Below are 15,502 nucleotides of genomic sequence, written 5' to 3'. Positions count from 1 at the left end.
TCTACGATGAAGGCTGCGGCCTTCATCGTCTAATCGAAGAGAATCGATGTGAAAGTACTAACCGTATTTGGCACCAGGCCGGAGGCCATCAAGATGGCGCCTCTGGTTCATGCGCTGGCCAGAGATCCTGATATTGAAGCGAAAGTGTGCGTGACTGCCCAGCACCGTGAGATGCTCGATCAGGTCTTAACCCTCTTTTCTATCGTCCCGGATTACGATCTCAATATAATGAAACCGGGACAGGGACTGACGGAAATCACCTGCCGTATTCTGCAAGAATTAAAGCCTATTCTGGAGTCGTTCAAGCCGGATGTAGTGCTGGTGCACGGCGACACCACCACCACCGTGGCGACCAGCCTGGCCGCGTTCTATCAGCGTATCCCTGTTGGCCATGTCGAAGCGGGACTGCGTACCGGCAATCTTTATTCCCCGTGGCCGGAAGAGGCCAACCGTACGCTCACCGGTCACCTGGCGATGTACCATTTTGCGCCAACCGAGAACTCACGTCAGAACCTGCTGCGCGAAAATATCAGCGACAGCAAAATCTTCGTTACCGGCAATACGGTCATTGATGCGCTGATTTGGGTGCGTGACCGCGTGCTGGCTAACAGCGAGCTTCAGGCAGAACTCGCTGCGCACTATCCGTTCCTGAACAACGGCAAGAAAACGATTCTGGTGACGGGACACCGCCGCGAAAGTTTTGGCCGTGGCTTTGAGCAAATCTGCCACGCGCTGGCTGAAATCGCCGCGCAGAATGAGGATGTGCAGATTGTCTATCCGGTGCACCTTAACCCTAACGTCAGCGAACCGGTCAACCGTATCCTGGGCCACGTGGAAAACGTGCTCCTGATAGAGCCGCAGGACTATCTGCCATTTGTCTGGCTGATGAACCACGCCTGGCTGATCCTGACCGATTCTGGCGGCATTCAGGAAGAGGCGCCTTCCCTCGGTAAGCCGGTACTGGTGATGCGCGAAACCACTGAACGTCCGGAAGCGGTCACTGCCGGTACCGTGCGTCTGGTGGGAACGGATCCGCGTCGCATTGTCGAAGAGGTCACGCGCTTACTGCATGACGAAGAAGAGTATCAGGCGATGAGCCGTGCCCATAACCCGTACGGGGACGGGCAGGCTTGTGGACGTATTTTGCACGCACTTAAACACAATCGGGTAACGCTATGAGTTTTACTACCATCTCTGTTGTTGGTCTCGGCTATATCGGGCTGCCTACTGCGGCGGCCTTTGCCTCTCGTCAAAAGCAGGTTATTGGCGTAGATATCAACGCGCATGCGGTAGAAACCATCAACCGTGGCGAAATTCATATCGTGGAGCCCGATCTCGATCGCGTGGTGAAAAAGGCGGTGGACGGTGGCTTCCTGCGCGCCAGCACCACGCCGGTAGAAGCCGATGCGTACCTGATTGCGGTGCCTACGCCCTTTAAAGGCGATCACGAGCCTGACATGGTTTACGTCGAGGTGGCGGCAAAATCCATTGCGCCTGTGCTGAAGAAAGGGGCACTGGTTATTCTTGAGTCCACTTCACCTGTTGGGGCAACCGAGCAGATGGCACAGTGGCTGGCCGAGGCGCGTCCCGATCTCAGCTTCCCCCAGCAGGCGGGCGACCAGGCCGATATCAACATCGCCTACTGCCCTGAGCGCGTACTGCCAGGCCAGGTGATGGTGGAACTGATTAAAAATGACCGCGTGATTGGCGGCATGACCCCAGTCTGCTCCGCGCGCGCCAGCGAGCTGTATAAGATCTTCCTTGAAGGCGAATGTGTGGTGACCAACTCCCGTACTGCCGAAATGTGCAAACTGACCGAAAACAGCTTCCGCGATGTTAACATTGCATTTGCGAATGAACTGTCGTTGATTTGCGCCGATCAGGGGATTAACGTCTGGGAACTTGTTCGCCTTGCCAATCGTCACCCACGCGTGAACATTCTTCAGCCGGGGCCGGGTGTGGGTGGGCACTGTATCGCTGTCGATCCGTGGTTTATCGTGGCGCAGAATCCGGAACAGGCGCGCCTGATTCGCACCGCGCGCGAAGTAAACGACCACAAACCGCACTGGGTTATCAACCAGGTGAAAGCCACGGTGGCGGATTGCCTCGCCGACAGCGGTAAACGTGCCAGTGAGCTGAAAATTGCCTGCTTTGGTCTGGCATTCAAACCGAATATTGACGATCTTCGCGAAAGCCCGGCAATGGAAATTGCCGAAACGATTGCAGCCTGGCACAGCGGTGAAACGCTGGTGGTTGAGCCGAATATTCATGCGTTGCCGGCAAAACTTGCCGGTCACTGCACCCTTACCGCACTGGATGACGCGCTGGCGACGGCGGATGTGCTGGTGCTGCTGGTGGATCACAATGCGTTTAAAGCGGTCTCCGCTGATGCCGTGCGTCAGCAGTATATTGTTGATACTAAGGGCGTTTGGCGTTGATTACTCTCAACGGCGTGCTGGAGTCCCTTGAGTGGGAAAGCGTATTTTTTTCGCTCCCCTCAGCGATAGTGCGTCTGCGCGATAACGCTCCTGCGTTGCAGGACGCAGACTTCAGCGCCTGGCAGCGCGTACAGGCTAAGATCCCGGCGGACCGCGCCGATCTGCTGGACGTGCTCCAGCAGCACGGATTCCGGCTGGTCGAGGGCGAGGTTGATCTCTCTGTTACCGTGGCCCGCCACGGCTCACCGGGCGCGGAAATTGCAACGGAGCAGGATATCCCCGCGCTGCGCAAGATGGCGGCGCTGGCTTTCGCTCAAAGCCGTTTCCGGGCGCCCTGGTATGCGCCCGATGACAGCGGCCGCTTTTATGCCCGGTGGATAGAGAATGCGGTTAAAGGCACGTTTGACCACGTCTGTCTGGTGTTCCGTACTGCCGGTGGGCAGATTCAGGGTTTTGTTTCGCTTCGCAGGCTCAACGAGCAAGAGGCGCGCATCGGTTTGTTAGCCGGGCGCGGCATGGGCGAAAAACTCATGCAGGCGGCGCTGCACTGGGCGGAGCAACAACAGGTATCGACGCTGCGGGTCGCAACCCAGATGGGCAACACCGCTGCGCTTAAACGTTATATTGCGAGTGGTGCCAGCATTGACGCCACCGCCTACTGGTTATACAGGTGACAAGATGATTCCATTTAACGCGCCTCCCGTTGTGGGCACTGAACTTGATTACATGCAGTCGGCTATGGGCAGCGGCAAGCTCTGTGGCGACGGTGGTTTTACCCGTCGCTGCCAGCAGTGGATGGAGCAACGTTTTCACAGTGCCAAGGTGCTGCTGACGCCGTCCTGTACCGCATCGCTCGAAATGGCCGCGCTGCTGCTGGATATTCAGCCCGGCGATGAAGTGATCATGCCGAGCTACACCTTCGTCTCCACGGCGAACGCGTTTGTCCTGCGCGGGGCGAAAATCGTGTTTGTGGATATCCGTCCGGATACTATGAACATCGACGAAACGCTGATTGAAGCGGCGATCACCGACAAAACGCGGGCGATTGTTCCGGTGCATTACGCGGGCGTGGCCTGTGAAATGGACACCATCATGGCCATCGCCAAAAAGCACAACCTGTTCGTGGTGGAAGACGCCGCGCAGGGCGTGATGTCCACCTACAAAGGTCGCGCGCTGGGAACCATCGGTCATATCGGCTGCTTTAGCTTCCACGAAACCAAAAACTACACCGCAGGCGGCGAAGGTGGCGCGACGCTGATTAACGATCGTGCCCTTGTGGAGCGTGCGGAAGTTATCCGTGAAAAAGGGACCAACCGCAGCCAGTTCTTCCGCGGTCAGGTGGATAAATACACCTGGCGCGATATCGGCTCAAGCTACCTGATGGCGGACTTGCAGGCCGCGTATCTCTGGGCGCAGCTGGAAGCGGCAGAGCGAATCAATCTGCAACGCCTCTCCCTGTGGCAAACCTACTACGACGCGCTGGAGCCGCTGGCTAAAGCCGGACGTATTGAACTGCCGACTATTCCGGCAGACTGCATCCACAACGCTCACATGTTCTACATCAAGCTGCGCGATAACGACGATCGCAGCAAGCTGATTGCCTGGCTGAAAGAGGCGGAAATTATGGCGGTATTCCACTATATTCCGCTGCACTCCAGCCCGGCTGGCGAAGCCTTCGGGATGTTTGCCGGTGAAGACCGCTACACCACCAAAGAGAGCGAACGTCTGCTCCGCCTGCCCCTGTTCTACAATCTCGCGCCGGTGAACCAGCGTACGGTGATCAATTCGCTTCTGAGTTATTTCGCCTGATATGTCTCTGGCAAAAGCGTCGGTGTGGACGGCAGCGTCCACGCTTGTAAAAATTGGCGCCGGGTTACTGGTCGTCAAGCTGCTGGCCGTCTCATTTGGTCCGTCAGGCGTTGGGCTGGCAGGGAACTTCCGCCAGCTGGTCACGGTGCTTGGCGTGCTGGCAGGTGCCGGGATATTCAATGGCGTCACCAAATACGTCGCGCAGCATCATGACGATGCCGAAAAGCTTCGCACGGTGGTGGGCACCTCCTCTGCTATGGTGCTGGGCTTCTCTACGTTGCTGGCCATCGTCTTTTTGCTGGCGGCTGCACCTGTTAGTCAGGGACTGTTCGGACACACGCACTATCAGGGACTGGTGCGCCTGGTGGCGCTCGTTCAGATGGGCATCGCCTGGGCGAACCTGCTGCTGGCGCTGATGAAAGGCTTCCGTGATGCCGCCGGGAATGCGCTGGCGCTGATCCTCGGCAGCATTATCGGCGTTATCGCCTACTACTTCTGCTATCGGCTGGGCGGCTATGAAGGCGCGCTGCTGGGGCTGGCGCTGGTGCCTGCGCTCGTTGTCATTCCGGCAGCGTTTATGCTGATGCGCAGAGGCAATGTCCCGCTGAGTTACCTGAAACCGCAGTGGGACAAGATGCTGGCGGGGCAGCTAGGAAAGTTTACCCTGATGGCGCTCATCACTTCGGTAACGCTTCCCGTGGCTTACGTGATGATGCGAAACCTGCTGGCAGCGCATTACAGCTGGGATGAAGTGGGGATCTGGCAGGGCGTGAGCAGCATTTCAGATGCTTACCTCCAATTTATTACGGCTTCCTTTAGCGTCTATTTGCTGCCAACCTTATCGCGCCTGACGTCCAGGCAGGATATTACCCGCGAGATTTTTCGCGCCCTGCGTTTCGTGTTGCCGGCCGTTGCGATCGCCAGCTTTACCGTCTGGTTACTGCGTGATTTCGCCATCTGGCTGCTGTTTTCAGCGAAGTTTACCGCCATGCGCGATCTGTTTGCCTGGCAACTGGTCGGCGATGTGCTGAAAGTGGGGGCATACGTTTTCGGCTATCTGGTGATTGCGAAGGCTTCGCTGCGGTTGTATATCCTGGCAGAGATCGGCCAGTTTGCGCTGCTAACGGCATTTTCTCACTGGCTGATCCCCACCCACGGTGCGCTGGGGGCGGCGCAGGCCTATATGGCAACTTATATCGTTTATTTCGCTGCCTGTTGCGGCGTATTTTTACTTTGGCGTAAACGCGCATGACTGCACTGATACACATACTGGGATCGGATATCCCGCATCATAACCAGACCGTTCTGCGGTTCTTCAACGATGAACTGGCATCCGGCACGCCCGATGCGCGTGAGTTTATGGTCGTTGGACGCGACAGCGGCCTGAGCGCGGCGTGTCCGGCATTGCATATCACCTTCTGGCCAGACAAAGCGGCGCTGACGAAGGCCGTGGTTGCTAAAGCCAAAGCGGATCGAAGCCAACGTTTCTTCTTCCATGGACAGTTCAATACCGGACTGTGGCTGGCGCTGTTAAGCGGCGGGATCAAACCTTCTCAGTTCAGCTGGCATATCTGGGGAGCGGATCTCTACGAAGTCTCCCGTGGCTGGAAGTTCCGACTTTTCTATCCGCTGCGTCGTCTGGCGCAGGCGCGTGTGGGCTGCGTTTTTGCTACCCGAGGCGATCTCAACTATTTTGCTAAACAGCACCCGAAGGTTCGCGGGGAGCTGCTCTATTTCCCGACCCGTATGGATCCGGCGCTGAACACCATGGCGAATGACACGGTTCGAGAGGGCAAGCTGACCATCCTGGTGGGGAATTCCGGCGATCGCAGTAACGAGCATGTCGCGGCGCTGAGGGCGGTGCATCAGCAGTTTGGCGACACGGTGAACGTGGTGGTGCCGATGGGCTATCCCGCCAATAACGACGCCTACATCGATGAAGTTCGCCAGCAAGGGCTTGCGCTGTTTAGCGCGGAAAACCTGCACATTCTCAGCGATAAGCTGGAATTTGATGACTATCTCGCGCTGCTGCGAAAATGCGATCTGGGCTATTTCATCTTTGCCCGTCAGCAGGGGATTGGCACGCTGTGTCTGCTGATTCAGGCGGGCGTACCCTGCGTGCTCAACCGCGAAAACCCGTTCTGGCAGGACATGGCCGAGCAGCATATTCCGGTGCTGTTTACCTCTGACACGCTTAATGTCGAGGTGGTACGGGAAGCGCAGCGTCAGCTCACGCTGGTGGATAAAAATAGCATCGACTTTTTCAGCCCGAACTACCTCACGCCGTGGCACCGCGCGCTGCGTATTGCTTCAGGAGACAACGCATGAGCCAGTTGCAGTTTAGCGGCTTGCTGGTGGTCTGGCTGCTGAGCACGCTGTTTATCGCCACGCTCACCTGGTTTGAATTCCGGCGGGTACGTTTTAACTTCAACGTATTCTTCTCGCTGCTGTTTTTGCTGACCTTTTTCTTTGGCTTCCCGCTGACCAGCATCCTCGTGTTCCGCTTTGATGTTGGCGTCGCGCCGCCGGAAATCTTGTTGCAGGCGCTGCTCTCTGCGACCTGCTTCTACGCGGTGTACTACGTCACTTATAAAACGCGCCTGCGCGCGGCAAAAGACACCACCCCCCGTCGTCCGCTGTTTACCATGAACCGGGTAGAAACCCATCTGACGTGGGTTATGCTGATGACTATCGCCCTCGTCAGCGTGGCGATTTTCTTCATGCATAACGGCTTTTTACTGTTTAAGTTGCAGTCCTATAGCCAGATTTTCTCCGCCGAAGTCTCCGGCGTCGCGCTCAAGCGTTTCTTCTATTTCTTTATCCCGGCGATGCTGGTGGTCTTTTTCCTGCGTCAGGACAGCAAAGCCTGGCTGTTCTTCCTGGTCAGCACCGTCGCATTTGGCATTCTGACCTACATGATCGTCGGCGGCACCCGCGCCAACATCATTATCGCCTTCGCGATTTTCCTGTTTATCGGCATTATTCGCGGCTGGATCTCGCTGTGGATGCTGGCGGCGGCAGGCGTCTTTGGCATTGTGGGGATGTTCTGGCTTGCGCTGAAGCGCTACGGGCTGAACGTGGCCGGCGACGAAGCGTTTTACACCTTCCTGTATCTGACGCGCGACACCTTCTCGCCGTGGGAAAACCTGGCATTACTGCTGCAAAACTACGACAAAATCGAATTCCAGGGGCTGGCGCCGATTGTTCGCGATTTCTATGTCTTTATACCGACGTGGCTGTGGCCCGATCGCCCCGGCATTGTCCTGAACACGGCGAACTACTTCACCTGGGAAGTGCTGAACAACCATTCGGGTCTGGCGATTTCTCCAACCCTGATTGGCTCGCTGGTAGTGATGGGCGGAACGTGGTTTATCCTGCCTGGCGCGATCGCGGTAGGGCTGATAATAAAATGGTTCGACTGGCTATATACGCTGGGTAACGAAGAGACCAACCGCTACAAAGCCGCTGTTTTGCACAGTTTCTGTTTCGGTGCCATTTTCAATATGATCGTTCTGGCGCGCGAGGGGCTGGATTCATTCGTCTCACGCGTGGTGTTCTTTATGGTCGTTTTCGGACTCTGTCTGCTGCTGGCAAAACTGCTGTACTGGTTGTTTGACAGTGCAGGGCTTGTGCACAGACGTGAGCCACAGGGCAGCACAACGCTGTCGCAAGTCTGAGTAGGGATTATCATGACGGATACAACTTCAGCCCCGCGTTATGCGCTGCGCGGGCTACAGCTGATTGGCTGGCGTGACATGCAGCACGCGCTGGATTTTCTGTTCGCGGACGGGCAGATGAAGTCGGGCACGCTGGTGGCCATCAACGCAGAAAAAATGCTGGCGGTTGAAGATAATGCGGAAGTGAAAAGCCTGATTGAAGCCGCGGAGTTTAAATACGCAGACGGTATTAGCGTGGTGCGTTCAATTCGTAAAAAGTTTCCAGACGCTAATGTGTCTCGCGTGGCGGGTGCTGACCTTTGGGAGCGGCTTATGGAGCGCGCAGGCGCTGAAGGCACGCCGGTATTTTTGATCGGCGGCAAGCCAGAGGTGCTGGCGCAGACCGAACAAAAGCTGCGTAACCAGTGGAATGTTAACATTGTGGGCAGCCAGGATGGCTATTTCAGGCCGGAAGATCGCCAGGCGTTATATGAGCGCGTGCGCGACAGCGGGGCGAAAATTGTCACTGTCGCTATGGGGTCGCCGCGCCAGGAAATACTGATGCGCGATTGCCGTCTGGTCAGCCCGGATGCGCTTTATATGGGCGTTGGCGGCACCTACGACGTCTTTACCGGCCACGTTAAGCGTGCGCCCAAAGTCTGGCAAAACCTGGGGCTGGAGTGGCTCTACCGCCTGCTCTCCCAACCGACGCGTATAAAACGACAGATTCGCCTTCTGCGCTACCTCGCCTGGCACTACACCGGGAAAATGTAATCAATATGCAGCGCGATCTGCTGTTCGCGCTGCAACGCCCCCCGCAAAACTGCTGAGTTTATGTGCAATGCATTCATTTTTTTAATGCATTGTTTGCCATTTGCCAGAATTTAAGAAACCATTCGCTCCGTATTTCAGTACCCCTCAAAACAATACCCGGCAACAAGTCGGGAAACAGCAAACACAACCGAGGAATTATGGCAGAGAAAAAACCGGAGCTTCAGCGTGGGCTGGAAGCTCGACATATTGAACTGATCGCGCTGGGCGGGACTATCGGCGTTGGCCTGTTTATGGGCTCGGCAAGCACGCTGAAGTGGGCGGGGCCTTCCGTCCTGCTGGCGTATATTATTGCCGGACTGTTCGTCTTCTTCATCATGCGCTCAATGGGCGAAATGCTGTTCCTGGAGCCGGTGACGGGCTCTTTCGCCGTTTACGCCCACCGGTATATGAGCCCGTTCTTTGGTTATCTCACGGCCTGGTCGTACTGGTTTATGTGGATGGCCGTGGGGATTTCGGAGATCACCGCCATCGGGGTCTACGTGCAGTTCTGGTTCCCGGAGATGGCCCAGTGGATACCCGCGCTTATTGCCGTAGGGCTGGTGGCGCTGGCGAACCTTGCCGCCGTTCGTCTTTACGGCGAAATCGAGTTCTGGTTTGCGATGATCAAAGTCACCACCATCATCGTGATGATTGTCGTTGGCCTTGGGGTCATCTTCTTTGGCTTCGGTAACGGCGGGCACGCTATCGGTTTTGGTAACCTGACCGGGCACGGCGGCTTCTTTGCGGGCGGCTGGAAGGGCTTTCTGACGGCGCTCTGTATCGTTGTCGCCTCCTATCAGGGCGTTGAGCTGATCGGCATTACCGCAGGTGAGGCGAAAAACCCGCAGGTCACGCTGCGTAGCGCGGTAGGCAAGGTGCTGTGGCGTATCCTGATTTTCTATGTGGGCGCGATCTTCGTTATCGTGACCATTTTCCCATGGAACGAGATCGGCACCACCGGCAGCCCGTTTGTCTTAACCTTCGCTAAGATTGGCATCACGGCGGCAGCCGCCATTATCAACTTTGTGGTGCTGACGGCGGCGCTCTCCGGCTGTAACAGCGGAATGTACAGCTGCGGGCGCATGCTTTACGCGCTCTCGCAAAACAAACAGCTGCCGGCGGTGATGGGTAAAGTCTCCCGCGTGGGTGTACCGGTGGCGGGCGTAGCGGTGTCGATTGTGATTCTGCTGATTGGCTCTTGCCTGAACTACATCATCCCGAATCCGCAGCGCGTGTTTGTTTATGTTTATAGCGCCAGCGTGCTGCCGGGGATGGTACCGTGGTTTGTCATTTTGATTAGCCAGCTGCGTTTCCGACAGGCGCACAAAGAAGCGATCGCCAGCCATCCATTCCGTTCCATTCTGTTCCCGTATGCGAACTATTTGACGATGGCGTTCCTGATTTGCGTATTAATTGGAATGTACTTTAATGAAGATACCCGCATGTCGCTGTTTGTCGGGATGATCTTCCTGGCTGCCGTCACAGCTGCTTATAAACTTTTTGGCCTGGGTCGCCGTGGCTCCGCCCATAAAGTGGAGGAATAAGCGGCAAAATGTGCAAACCATAACCAAACGCGCATTTTTTTCAAAAAAGCACTAGACAGCGGGGTCGGAGGTACGTAATATCCAGCCCCGCAACGGCGCTAAGCGCCCGTAGCTCAGCTGGATAGAGCGCTGCCCTCCGGAGGCAGAGGTCTCAGGTTCGAATCCTGTCGGGCGCGCCATTTTAGTCCCGGCGCTAGAGCTGCGGTGGTCTGAGAAGTAGTCAGAACCGCGTGAAAGAATACAGTGGTGGCTATAGCTCAGTTGGTAGAGCCCTGGATTGTGATTCCAGTTGTCGTGGGTTCGAATCCCATTAGCCACCCCATTATTGAAAGAGTTGTGAATTGCGAAGGTGGCGGAATTGGTAGACGCGCTAGCTTCAGGTGTTAGTGTTCTTACGGACGTGGGGGTTCAAGTCCCCCCCCTCGCACCACGACTTTTAATGAGTTGAACTAAAAATTCAAAAAAGCAGTACATCGGCGAGTAGCGCAGCTTGGTAGCGCAACTGGTTTGGGACCAGTGGGTCGGAGGTTCGAATCCTCTCTCGCCGACCAATTTTGAACCCCGCTTCGGCGGGGTTTTTTGTTTTCTGCGCTTTTTCATCCTGTAGCCATTCCCCGACAACACTCTATATCCTTGTCGCGATTCAGCGACATATAAGCTGTTAATAATAAAGAATATATTATTTTCTCTCTTAACCTGTCTCCTGGTGACGACAGATTGCCGCCCTTAGCGCGATTTTGTATGGCGTAAGGCGTCTCTTAACAACATAATTTCCTTTTATCTTAAAATGTTGCGCGATGTAAAAGTTATGCGTGTAAACCTGGCACATTACATGCAATAATATGCGTGTAGATGCTCATTCCATCTCTTATGTTCGCCCTACGGCCTCATAAACTCAGGAATGACGCAGAGCCGTTTACGGTGCTTATCGTCCACTGACAGATGTCGCTTCGGCCTCATCAAACACCATGGACATAACGTTGAGTGAAGCACCAAATATGTTGTCTTACAGACCTGTTTTAACGCCTGCTTTTATAGCAGGCGTTTTTTTATGGGTACAAAAAAGGAGGCCATCTGGCCTCCTGGATAATTACTGCTGCGTTCCGTTATTGTGTAGCGTAAGCAGGAGCCCATCACGCCGCATGGCTGCGGCCTCTTCCGGCTTGTGCTGCTTGTCCAGCGAATCAGCAAGCCAGGCGTAATCAAATGCGTCCGGGCGTTGCTTCAGCGCTGCGCGGAAGGCGAGACTCGCCTCCTGCCACTCGCCGTGTTTCATCAAAGACTGGCCCAGCGTACTCCACAGCAGCGGGCGATCGCCCACGGTTTTGATCTGCTGGCGCAATGCTTTTTCTATTTGTTCCGGATTGTTGGTTTTCAGACGCGGGATGACCATCACCAGGCGGTCATCATACTGTCGCTTGAGACCGTCGAGAAGTATCTCCTGCGCGGTGTCATGGTCGTCACACTCAATCAGATGTTCTGCCATCGCCACCTGAAGGGGAACCTGCTGGCGCGTTTTGCGGCTCTGGTTTTTCCACCAGGTTTTCAGGCCGTCGCTGCCGAGATCGGCGCGCGCCTGATCCATCAGGCCAATCCAGGCCAGACGCTGAAGTTCATCACGATGTTCATCATCGCCCACGTCGGCTTTCGCCATGGAAGGGATAATGTCCAGCAGCGAGCCCCATGCACCGGTCCGAATATATGCCTGCTCAGCAAGACGCAGCACTTCCGGATGACGAGGGGTGATTTCCAGCAGACGGTCAACGCCGTGACGTGCGGCATGGTTTTCATTGCGCGCCAGTTGCAGACGAACGCGGGTGATCTCAACCGGAATCGGATCCTTAGTTGAGAGCTCAGATGCGCGTTCGAGATGCTGATTGGCGCGGGCCTCATCGCCTCGCTGTTGCGCCGCCTCAGCGGCCAGCAGATAGTTAACAACCGGCTGTTCTGCATGGTCGGCATTTTTCGACATCAGCTTTTCAACCTGCTGATAGTCGCCTTCGGCCAGCTTCAGCAACGCTTGCTCGGTCTGCTTACGGGCGCGACGGCGCTTACGGCCAACGAACCAGCCGCGCGTGTGAACCCCGGTACGGAAAATCCGACGCAGGATCCATTCCACTGCCAGCAGGACGACCACACCCAGGATCAGGATGATCACCAGCCCTGTCACGCTGGTTTCGACGTTGTAGTTATCGGTCTGGATCAATACGTAACCCTGGTGACCCGCGAGCATCGGCCCCAGTACAATTCCGGCGATCAGCAGGATGAAGAGTAAGAAGACTTTTAGCATCATCACTCTCCTTGCGGCGCGCTTTCAGGCGCTGGCGCGGCGGCAGGTGCTTCAGCCGGGCGCTCTGCCGGAACGCCCGGCTGGGCCAGCAGGTTACGCACGCGCGTCTGCATGATCTTCTCCAGAATCGGCTGGCTTTCCAGCTTGTCCGGCACGTTCATGGTGATGTTTTGCTGGCTCAGCTTGTCGATATCCTCCAGGAACGCGGTCGTGGTTGCGTCATTGGTATCGTAGTAAGCACGTACCCAGGTTGAAACGTTATCCAGCGCCTGTTTGTAGGTCTCTTCCTGGTGACGTGGTACGGCCTGGGCAGCCACCAGCAGGCGGGAACGAATATTTTCGCGCAGATAGACATCCTGGTTCGGTGCCAGCAGCGGCACGGCAGTTTCATCGCGGCGGCGAATGGTAATAAAGCTGTCCATAAAGTTCTGCCAGCTCTTTTGCAGGTTGATACGCCATTCGCTCAGGGAGCTGGACAGCTCGGTGCCGTCAGAATCCATCGGGGAGTCATCGTCGTTGTTATCGGCCAGCTGAAGGTTATCAATCTGGTTGGAGAGCTGATTTACCTTAAGGATGATACCGTCATAGTCGACCTGAGAAACCGCAGACAGGCTGGCGATATCTTCCGTAATAGCGCGGCGTGCGTTGATGAGGCTCGGATCGTTCATATCGGCCAGGCTTGCGTCGGCGCTTTTCAGCAGCGCGGCGGCGGTGGTGACATCCTGATCGCTCCAGAGCTTGCGCCCGGCCAGCTTCACCAGAAAATCGGCCTGTGAGAGCAGCCAGGTTTTGGCATCGGTTCCCGAAATCGTGGCGACTTTCTCCTGCACTTCGCTCAGCTGTTTGGTCAACTCTTCACGTTTGCTGTTCGCGTCGGCGAGGGCGGCAGCCTGCTGTTTGATCACGCCTTCCAGCTCAGCTTTTTGCGTCTCCTGCGCTTTCTGTAGGGCGGTGATTTGGTTAACCAGCGCGTCGCTGGTGGCCGTCTGGTTGGTGCCTTGTTTCTTCACCAGTCCGTAGAGACCCACGCCTGCGGCCAGCGCAATCGCGATGGCAATCACGCTCAGCGTGAGGCTGGTTTTGTTGCTGCCGTTTTTCTTCTCAACGGTTTTGTCTGTCGTCTCTGGCTGTGACGTGGTGTCCACAGTCTCCCTGGTCTCTTCAACCACGGCGGAGGATTTTTCGTGTTCCGTCATTATGGCTTCCCATTTGAGAGTTATTGTAATGCGCGCAGCAGCGCATCGTTGTCGGCGTTATCAGCGATCCGAATATCCTGCCAGCCCAGTTCCCGGGCGTGGTTCGCCAGACGCTCGCTGACGACCAGAAGCCGACAGCGGAGTAACCAGTTTTCGCGATACCAAAGCGGAATCAGCGACCAAAGCTGTTGTAACATTTCACCGCTGGTAACCACCAGCGTATTAATGCCGCGCGCATGCCAGCGCATGGCTTCTTCCGCGCCATCATAGTGTTTTGCACAGCGCTGATAGCACTCCACAAACGTCACGTCTGCGCCGCGTTCGCGCAGCGTCTCGCCCAGCAGTTCGCGGCCACCGTTGCCGCGCAAAATGAGCGCACGCTTTCCGGCAATAGTTTGTAATTCAGGTAATTGTAGCAAGACTTCGCTGATTTCCCGATCTAACGGGTAACGAACATCGATTCCGCTCGCGGTATGTAAGGCCAGCGCCGTGGTGCGCCCGATGGCGAAATAGCGGGGTGCGTGGGGCCAGTTAACGCCCTGCTGTTGCAGCTGCGCATGGGCAAATTCCACGGCATGCTGCGATAGCGCAAAGAGCAGATCACCTTCCTGCAAGGCACGCATCTGGTCAGCGAGCGTAGGCAGCTCGCGACCGGGGGAGAATTCAATCAACGGAAAACTCCAGGCCACCTGCCCCAGTGCGCGCAGACGGCTCACTAACTGCTCTCCTGCGGGAGAAGGGCGGGTGACAAGTATGCTCATGCAGGGGGCTCTCCGTTATAGACCTCAGCCAGAATTTCACGCGCGCCGTTATTCAGCAGCTCTTCCGCCAGCGATACGCCAAGCGCCTCGGCATCCTGCGGCTTGCCGCGACGTTCACCGCGAACCATCTGCGAGCCGTCCGGCGCGCCAACCAGCGCACGCAGCCACAGCTCACCGTCAGTTAATTCAGCATAGCTGCCAATTGGCACCTGACAGCCTCCTTCGAGGCGAGTGTTCATCGCGCGCTCGGCTTTTACGCGAACGGCGGTATCGTCATGATTCAGCGGCGCGAGCAGTGCCTGAGTACGCGCATCATCCAGACGACACTCAATGCCGACGGCACCCTGGCCGACGGCGGGGAGCGACAGCTCCGGCGGCAACGCCACGCGAATACGTTCTTCCAGCCCCAGGCGTTTCAGGCCCGCAACCGCAAGAATAATGGCATCGTAGTCGCCGTTATCCAGCTTGCCAAGGCGTGTGCCGACGTTCCCGCGCAGCGAGCGAATCACCAGATCCGGGCGACGTTCAGCCAGCTGACACTGGCGGCGTAAACTTGACGTGCCGACCACGCTGCCTGCCGGCAACGCATCAAGCGAGTCATAGCGATTAGAGACAAACGCATCGCGCGGATCCTCGCGCTCGCAGATGGTCACCAGCCCCAGCCCTTCCGGGAACTCAACGGGCACATCCTTCATCGAATGCACGGCGATATCGGCGCGGTTCTCAAGCAATGCCAGTTCCAGCTCTTTGACAAACAGACCCTTTCCGCCCACTTTGGCCAGCGGCGTATCAAGAATGACATCGCCACGCGTGACCATTGGCACCAGCTCAACGCGTAATCCGGTGTGGCAGGCTTCCAGGCGCTGCTTAACATAATGTGCCTGCCAGAGCGCAAGAGGACTTTGGCGTGTGGCAATTCTCAAAACATTGTCTAACATGCTTGTTACCGTCATTATCAATCGCTAACCATCCTAACATTGTTGACACTCGGATGG

13 protein-coding genes and 4 tRNA genes are annotated in these 15,502 nt (G+C 56.4%); 13 read left to right on the top strand and 4 right to left on the bottom strand.

What is annotated here, in order from left to right:
- Window positions 1–48 precede the first annotated feature (48 nt).
- The 13 genes from wecB (at window position 49) to IPZ49_RS08660 (ending at window position 10,811) form a co-directional block, all read left to right on the top strand.
- Window positions 49–1,179 carry a non-hydrolyzing UDP-N-acetylglucosamine 2-epimerase gene (gene wecB, locus IPZ49_RS08720; RefSeq protein ID WP_063146895.1) on the top strand — a complete coding sequence of 377 codons (1,131 nt, stop codon included), beginning with the start codon at window positions 49–51 and terminating at the stop codon, window positions 1,177–1,179.
- On the top strand, window positions 1,176–2,438 hold the full coding sequence (wecC, locus tag IPZ49_RS08715; protein WP_193762839.1) for a UDP-N-acetyl-D-mannosamine dehydrogenase: 1,263 nt from the start codon (window positions 1,176–1,178) through the stop codon (window positions 2,436–2,438). Before wecB ends, wecC begins: the two co-directional genes overlap by 4 nt.
- The gene (rffC, locus tag IPZ49_RS08710) at window positions 2,435–3,112 is read left to right on the top strand and encodes a dTDP-4-amino-4,6-dideoxy-D-galactose acyltransferase (protein WP_063146896.1); all 678 of its coding nucleotides are present in this window, start codon (window positions 2,435–2,437) and stop codon (window positions 3,110–3,112) included. The genes wecC and rffC overlap by 4 nt, the downstream gene beginning before the upstream one ends.
- 4 nt (window positions 3,113–3,116) lie before the next feature.
- Window positions 3,117–4,247 carry a dTDP-4-amino-4,6-dideoxygalactose transaminase gene (gene rffA, locus IPZ49_RS08705; protein WP_032608214.1) on the top strand — a complete coding sequence of 377 codons (1,131 nt, stop codon included), beginning with the start codon at window positions 3,117–3,119 and terminating at the stop codon, window positions 4,245–4,247.
- A 1-nt stretch (window position 4,248) separates the two neighbouring features.
- A complete protein-coding gene (gene wzxE / locus IPZ49_RS08700; protein ID WP_063146897.1) occupies window positions 4,249–5,499 on the top strand; it encodes a lipid III flippase WzxE in 1,251 nt (416 codons plus the stop codon).
- Window positions 5,496–6,575 carry a TDP-N-acetylfucosamine:lipid II N-acetylfucosaminyltransferase gene (locus IPZ49_RS08695; protein ID WP_038415039.1) on the top strand — a complete coding sequence of 360 codons (1,080 nt, stop codon included), beginning with the start codon at window positions 5,496–5,498 and terminating at the stop codon, window positions 6,573–6,575. The genes wzxE and IPZ49_RS08695 overlap by 4 nt, the downstream gene beginning before the upstream one ends.
- Window positions 6,572–7,924 carry an ECA oligosaccharide polymerase gene (gene wzyE, locus IPZ49_RS08690; protein ID WP_017693948.1) on the top strand — a complete coding sequence of 451 codons (1,353 nt, stop codon included), beginning with the start codon at window positions 6,572–6,574 and terminating at the stop codon, window positions 7,922–7,924. The genes IPZ49_RS08695 and wzyE overlap by 4 nt, the downstream gene beginning before the upstream one ends.
- Before the next feature lie 12 nt (window positions 7,925–7,936).
- On the top strand, window positions 7,937–8,677 hold the full coding sequence (wecG, locus tag IPZ49_RS08685; protein WP_022646653.1) for a lipopolysaccharide N-acetylmannosaminouronosyltransferase: 741 nt from the start codon (window positions 7,937–7,939) through the stop codon (window positions 8,675–8,677).
- A 197-nt stretch (window positions 8,678–8,874) separates the two neighbouring features.
- On the top strand, window positions 8,875–10,260 hold the full coding sequence (locus IPZ49_RS08680) for an amino acid permease (RefSeq protein WP_023305225.1): 1,386 nt from the start codon (window positions 8,875–8,877) through the stop codon (window positions 10,258–10,260).
- 102 nt (window positions 10,261–10,362) lie between these two features.
- Window positions 10,363–10,439, top strand: a tRNA-Arg gene (locus IPZ49_RS08675).
- A gap of 67 nt (window positions 10,440–10,506) precedes the next feature.
- Window positions 10,507–10,582, top strand: a tRNA-His gene (locus IPZ49_RS08670).
- 21 nt (window positions 10,583–10,603) lie between these two features.
- Window positions 10,604–10,690, top strand: a tRNA-Leu gene (locus tag IPZ49_RS08665).
- 44 nt (window positions 10,691–10,734) lie between these two features.
- Window positions 10,735–10,811, top strand: a tRNA-Pro gene (locus tag IPZ49_RS08660).
- Between the two features lie 539 nt (window positions 10,812–11,350).
- Here the strand turns inward: IPZ49_RS08660 and hemY are convergent.
- From hemY to hemC, 4 genes are read right to left on the bottom strand one after another with little or no spacing between them, the layout of a single operon-like run.
- Entirely contained in the window at window positions 11,351–12,550 is a 1,200-nt protein-coding gene (gene hemY, locus IPZ49_RS08655) for a protoheme IX biogenesis protein HemY (RefSeq protein ID WP_032622057.1), read from the bottom strand.
- Between the two features lie 2 nt (window positions 12,551–12,552).
- A complete protein-coding gene (gene hemX / locus IPZ49_RS08650) occupies window positions 12,553–13,746 on the bottom strand; it encodes a uroporphyrinogen-III C-methyltransferase (protein WP_022646657.1) in 1,194 nt (397 codons plus the stop codon).
- A 20-nt stretch (window positions 13,747–13,766) separates the two neighbouring features.
- Complete coding sequence (hemD, locus tag IPZ49_RS08645; protein WP_023299041.1) at window positions 13,767–14,507, bottom strand: uroporphyrinogen-III synthase; 741 nt, start codon at window positions 14,505–14,507, stop codon at window positions 13,767–13,769.
- Window positions 14,504–15,445, bottom strand: coding sequence for a hydroxymethylbilane synthase (hemC, locus tag IPZ49_RS08640; RefSeq protein WP_023305227.1), 942 nt, complete (start codon window positions 15,443–15,445; stop codon window positions 14,504–14,506). The genes hemD and hemC overlap by 4 nt, the downstream gene beginning before the upstream one ends.
- Between the last annotated feature and the right edge of the window lie 57 nt (window positions 15,446–15,502).

Origin of the sequence: Enterobacter cloacae complex sp. S2 (assembly GCF_015159675.1) — a bacterium.
Lineage (GTDB): Bacteria > Pseudomonadota > Gammaproteobacteria > Enterobacterales > Enterobacteriaceae > Enterobacter > Enterobacter intestinihominis.
Note: the sequence above shows the minus strand (reverse complement) of the source record. Positions and strands in the feature narration are given on the sequence as shown.

Coding starts and splice junctions, on each gene's coding strand:
- wecC (WP_193762839.1), top strand. CDS start 1,176: ATGAGTTTTACTACCATCTCTGTTGTTGGTCTCGGCTATATCGGGCTG.
- rffA (WP_032608214.1), top strand. CDS start 3,117: ATGATTCCATTTAACGCGCCTCCCGTTGTGGGCACTGAACTTGATTAC.
- wzxE (WP_063146897.1), top strand. CDS start 4,249: ATGTCTCTGGCAAAAGCGTCGGTGTGGACGGCAGCGTCCACGCTTGTA.
- IPZ49_RS08695 (WP_038415039.1), top strand. CDS start 5,496: ATGACTGCACTGATACACATACTGGGATCGGATATCCCGCATCATAAC.
- wzyE (WP_017693948.1), top strand. CDS start 6,572: ATGAGCCAGTTGCAGTTTAGCGGCTTGCTGGTGGTCTGGCTGCTGAGC.
- wecG (WP_022646653.1), top strand. CDS start 7,937: ATGACGGATACAACTTCAGCCCCGCGTTATGCGCTGCGCGGGCTACAG.
- IPZ49_RS08680 (WP_023305225.1), top strand. CDS start 8,875: ATGGCAGAGAAAAAACCGGAGCTTCAGCGTGGGCTGGAAGCTCGACAT.
- hemY (WP_032622057.1), bottom strand. CDS start 12,550: ATGCTAAAAGTCTTCTTACTCTTCATCCTGCTGATCGCCGGAATTGTA.
- hemX (WP_022646657.1), bottom strand. CDS start 13,746: ATGACGGAACACGAAAAATCCTCCGCCGTGGTTGAAGAGACCAGGGAG.
- hemD (WP_023299041.1), bottom strand. CDS start 14,507: ATGAGCATACTTGTCACCCGCCCTTCTCCCGCAGGAGAGCAGTTAGTG.
- hemC (WP_023305227.1), bottom strand. CDS start 15,445: ATGTTAGACAATGTTTTGAGAATTGCCACACGCCAAAGTCCTCTTGCG.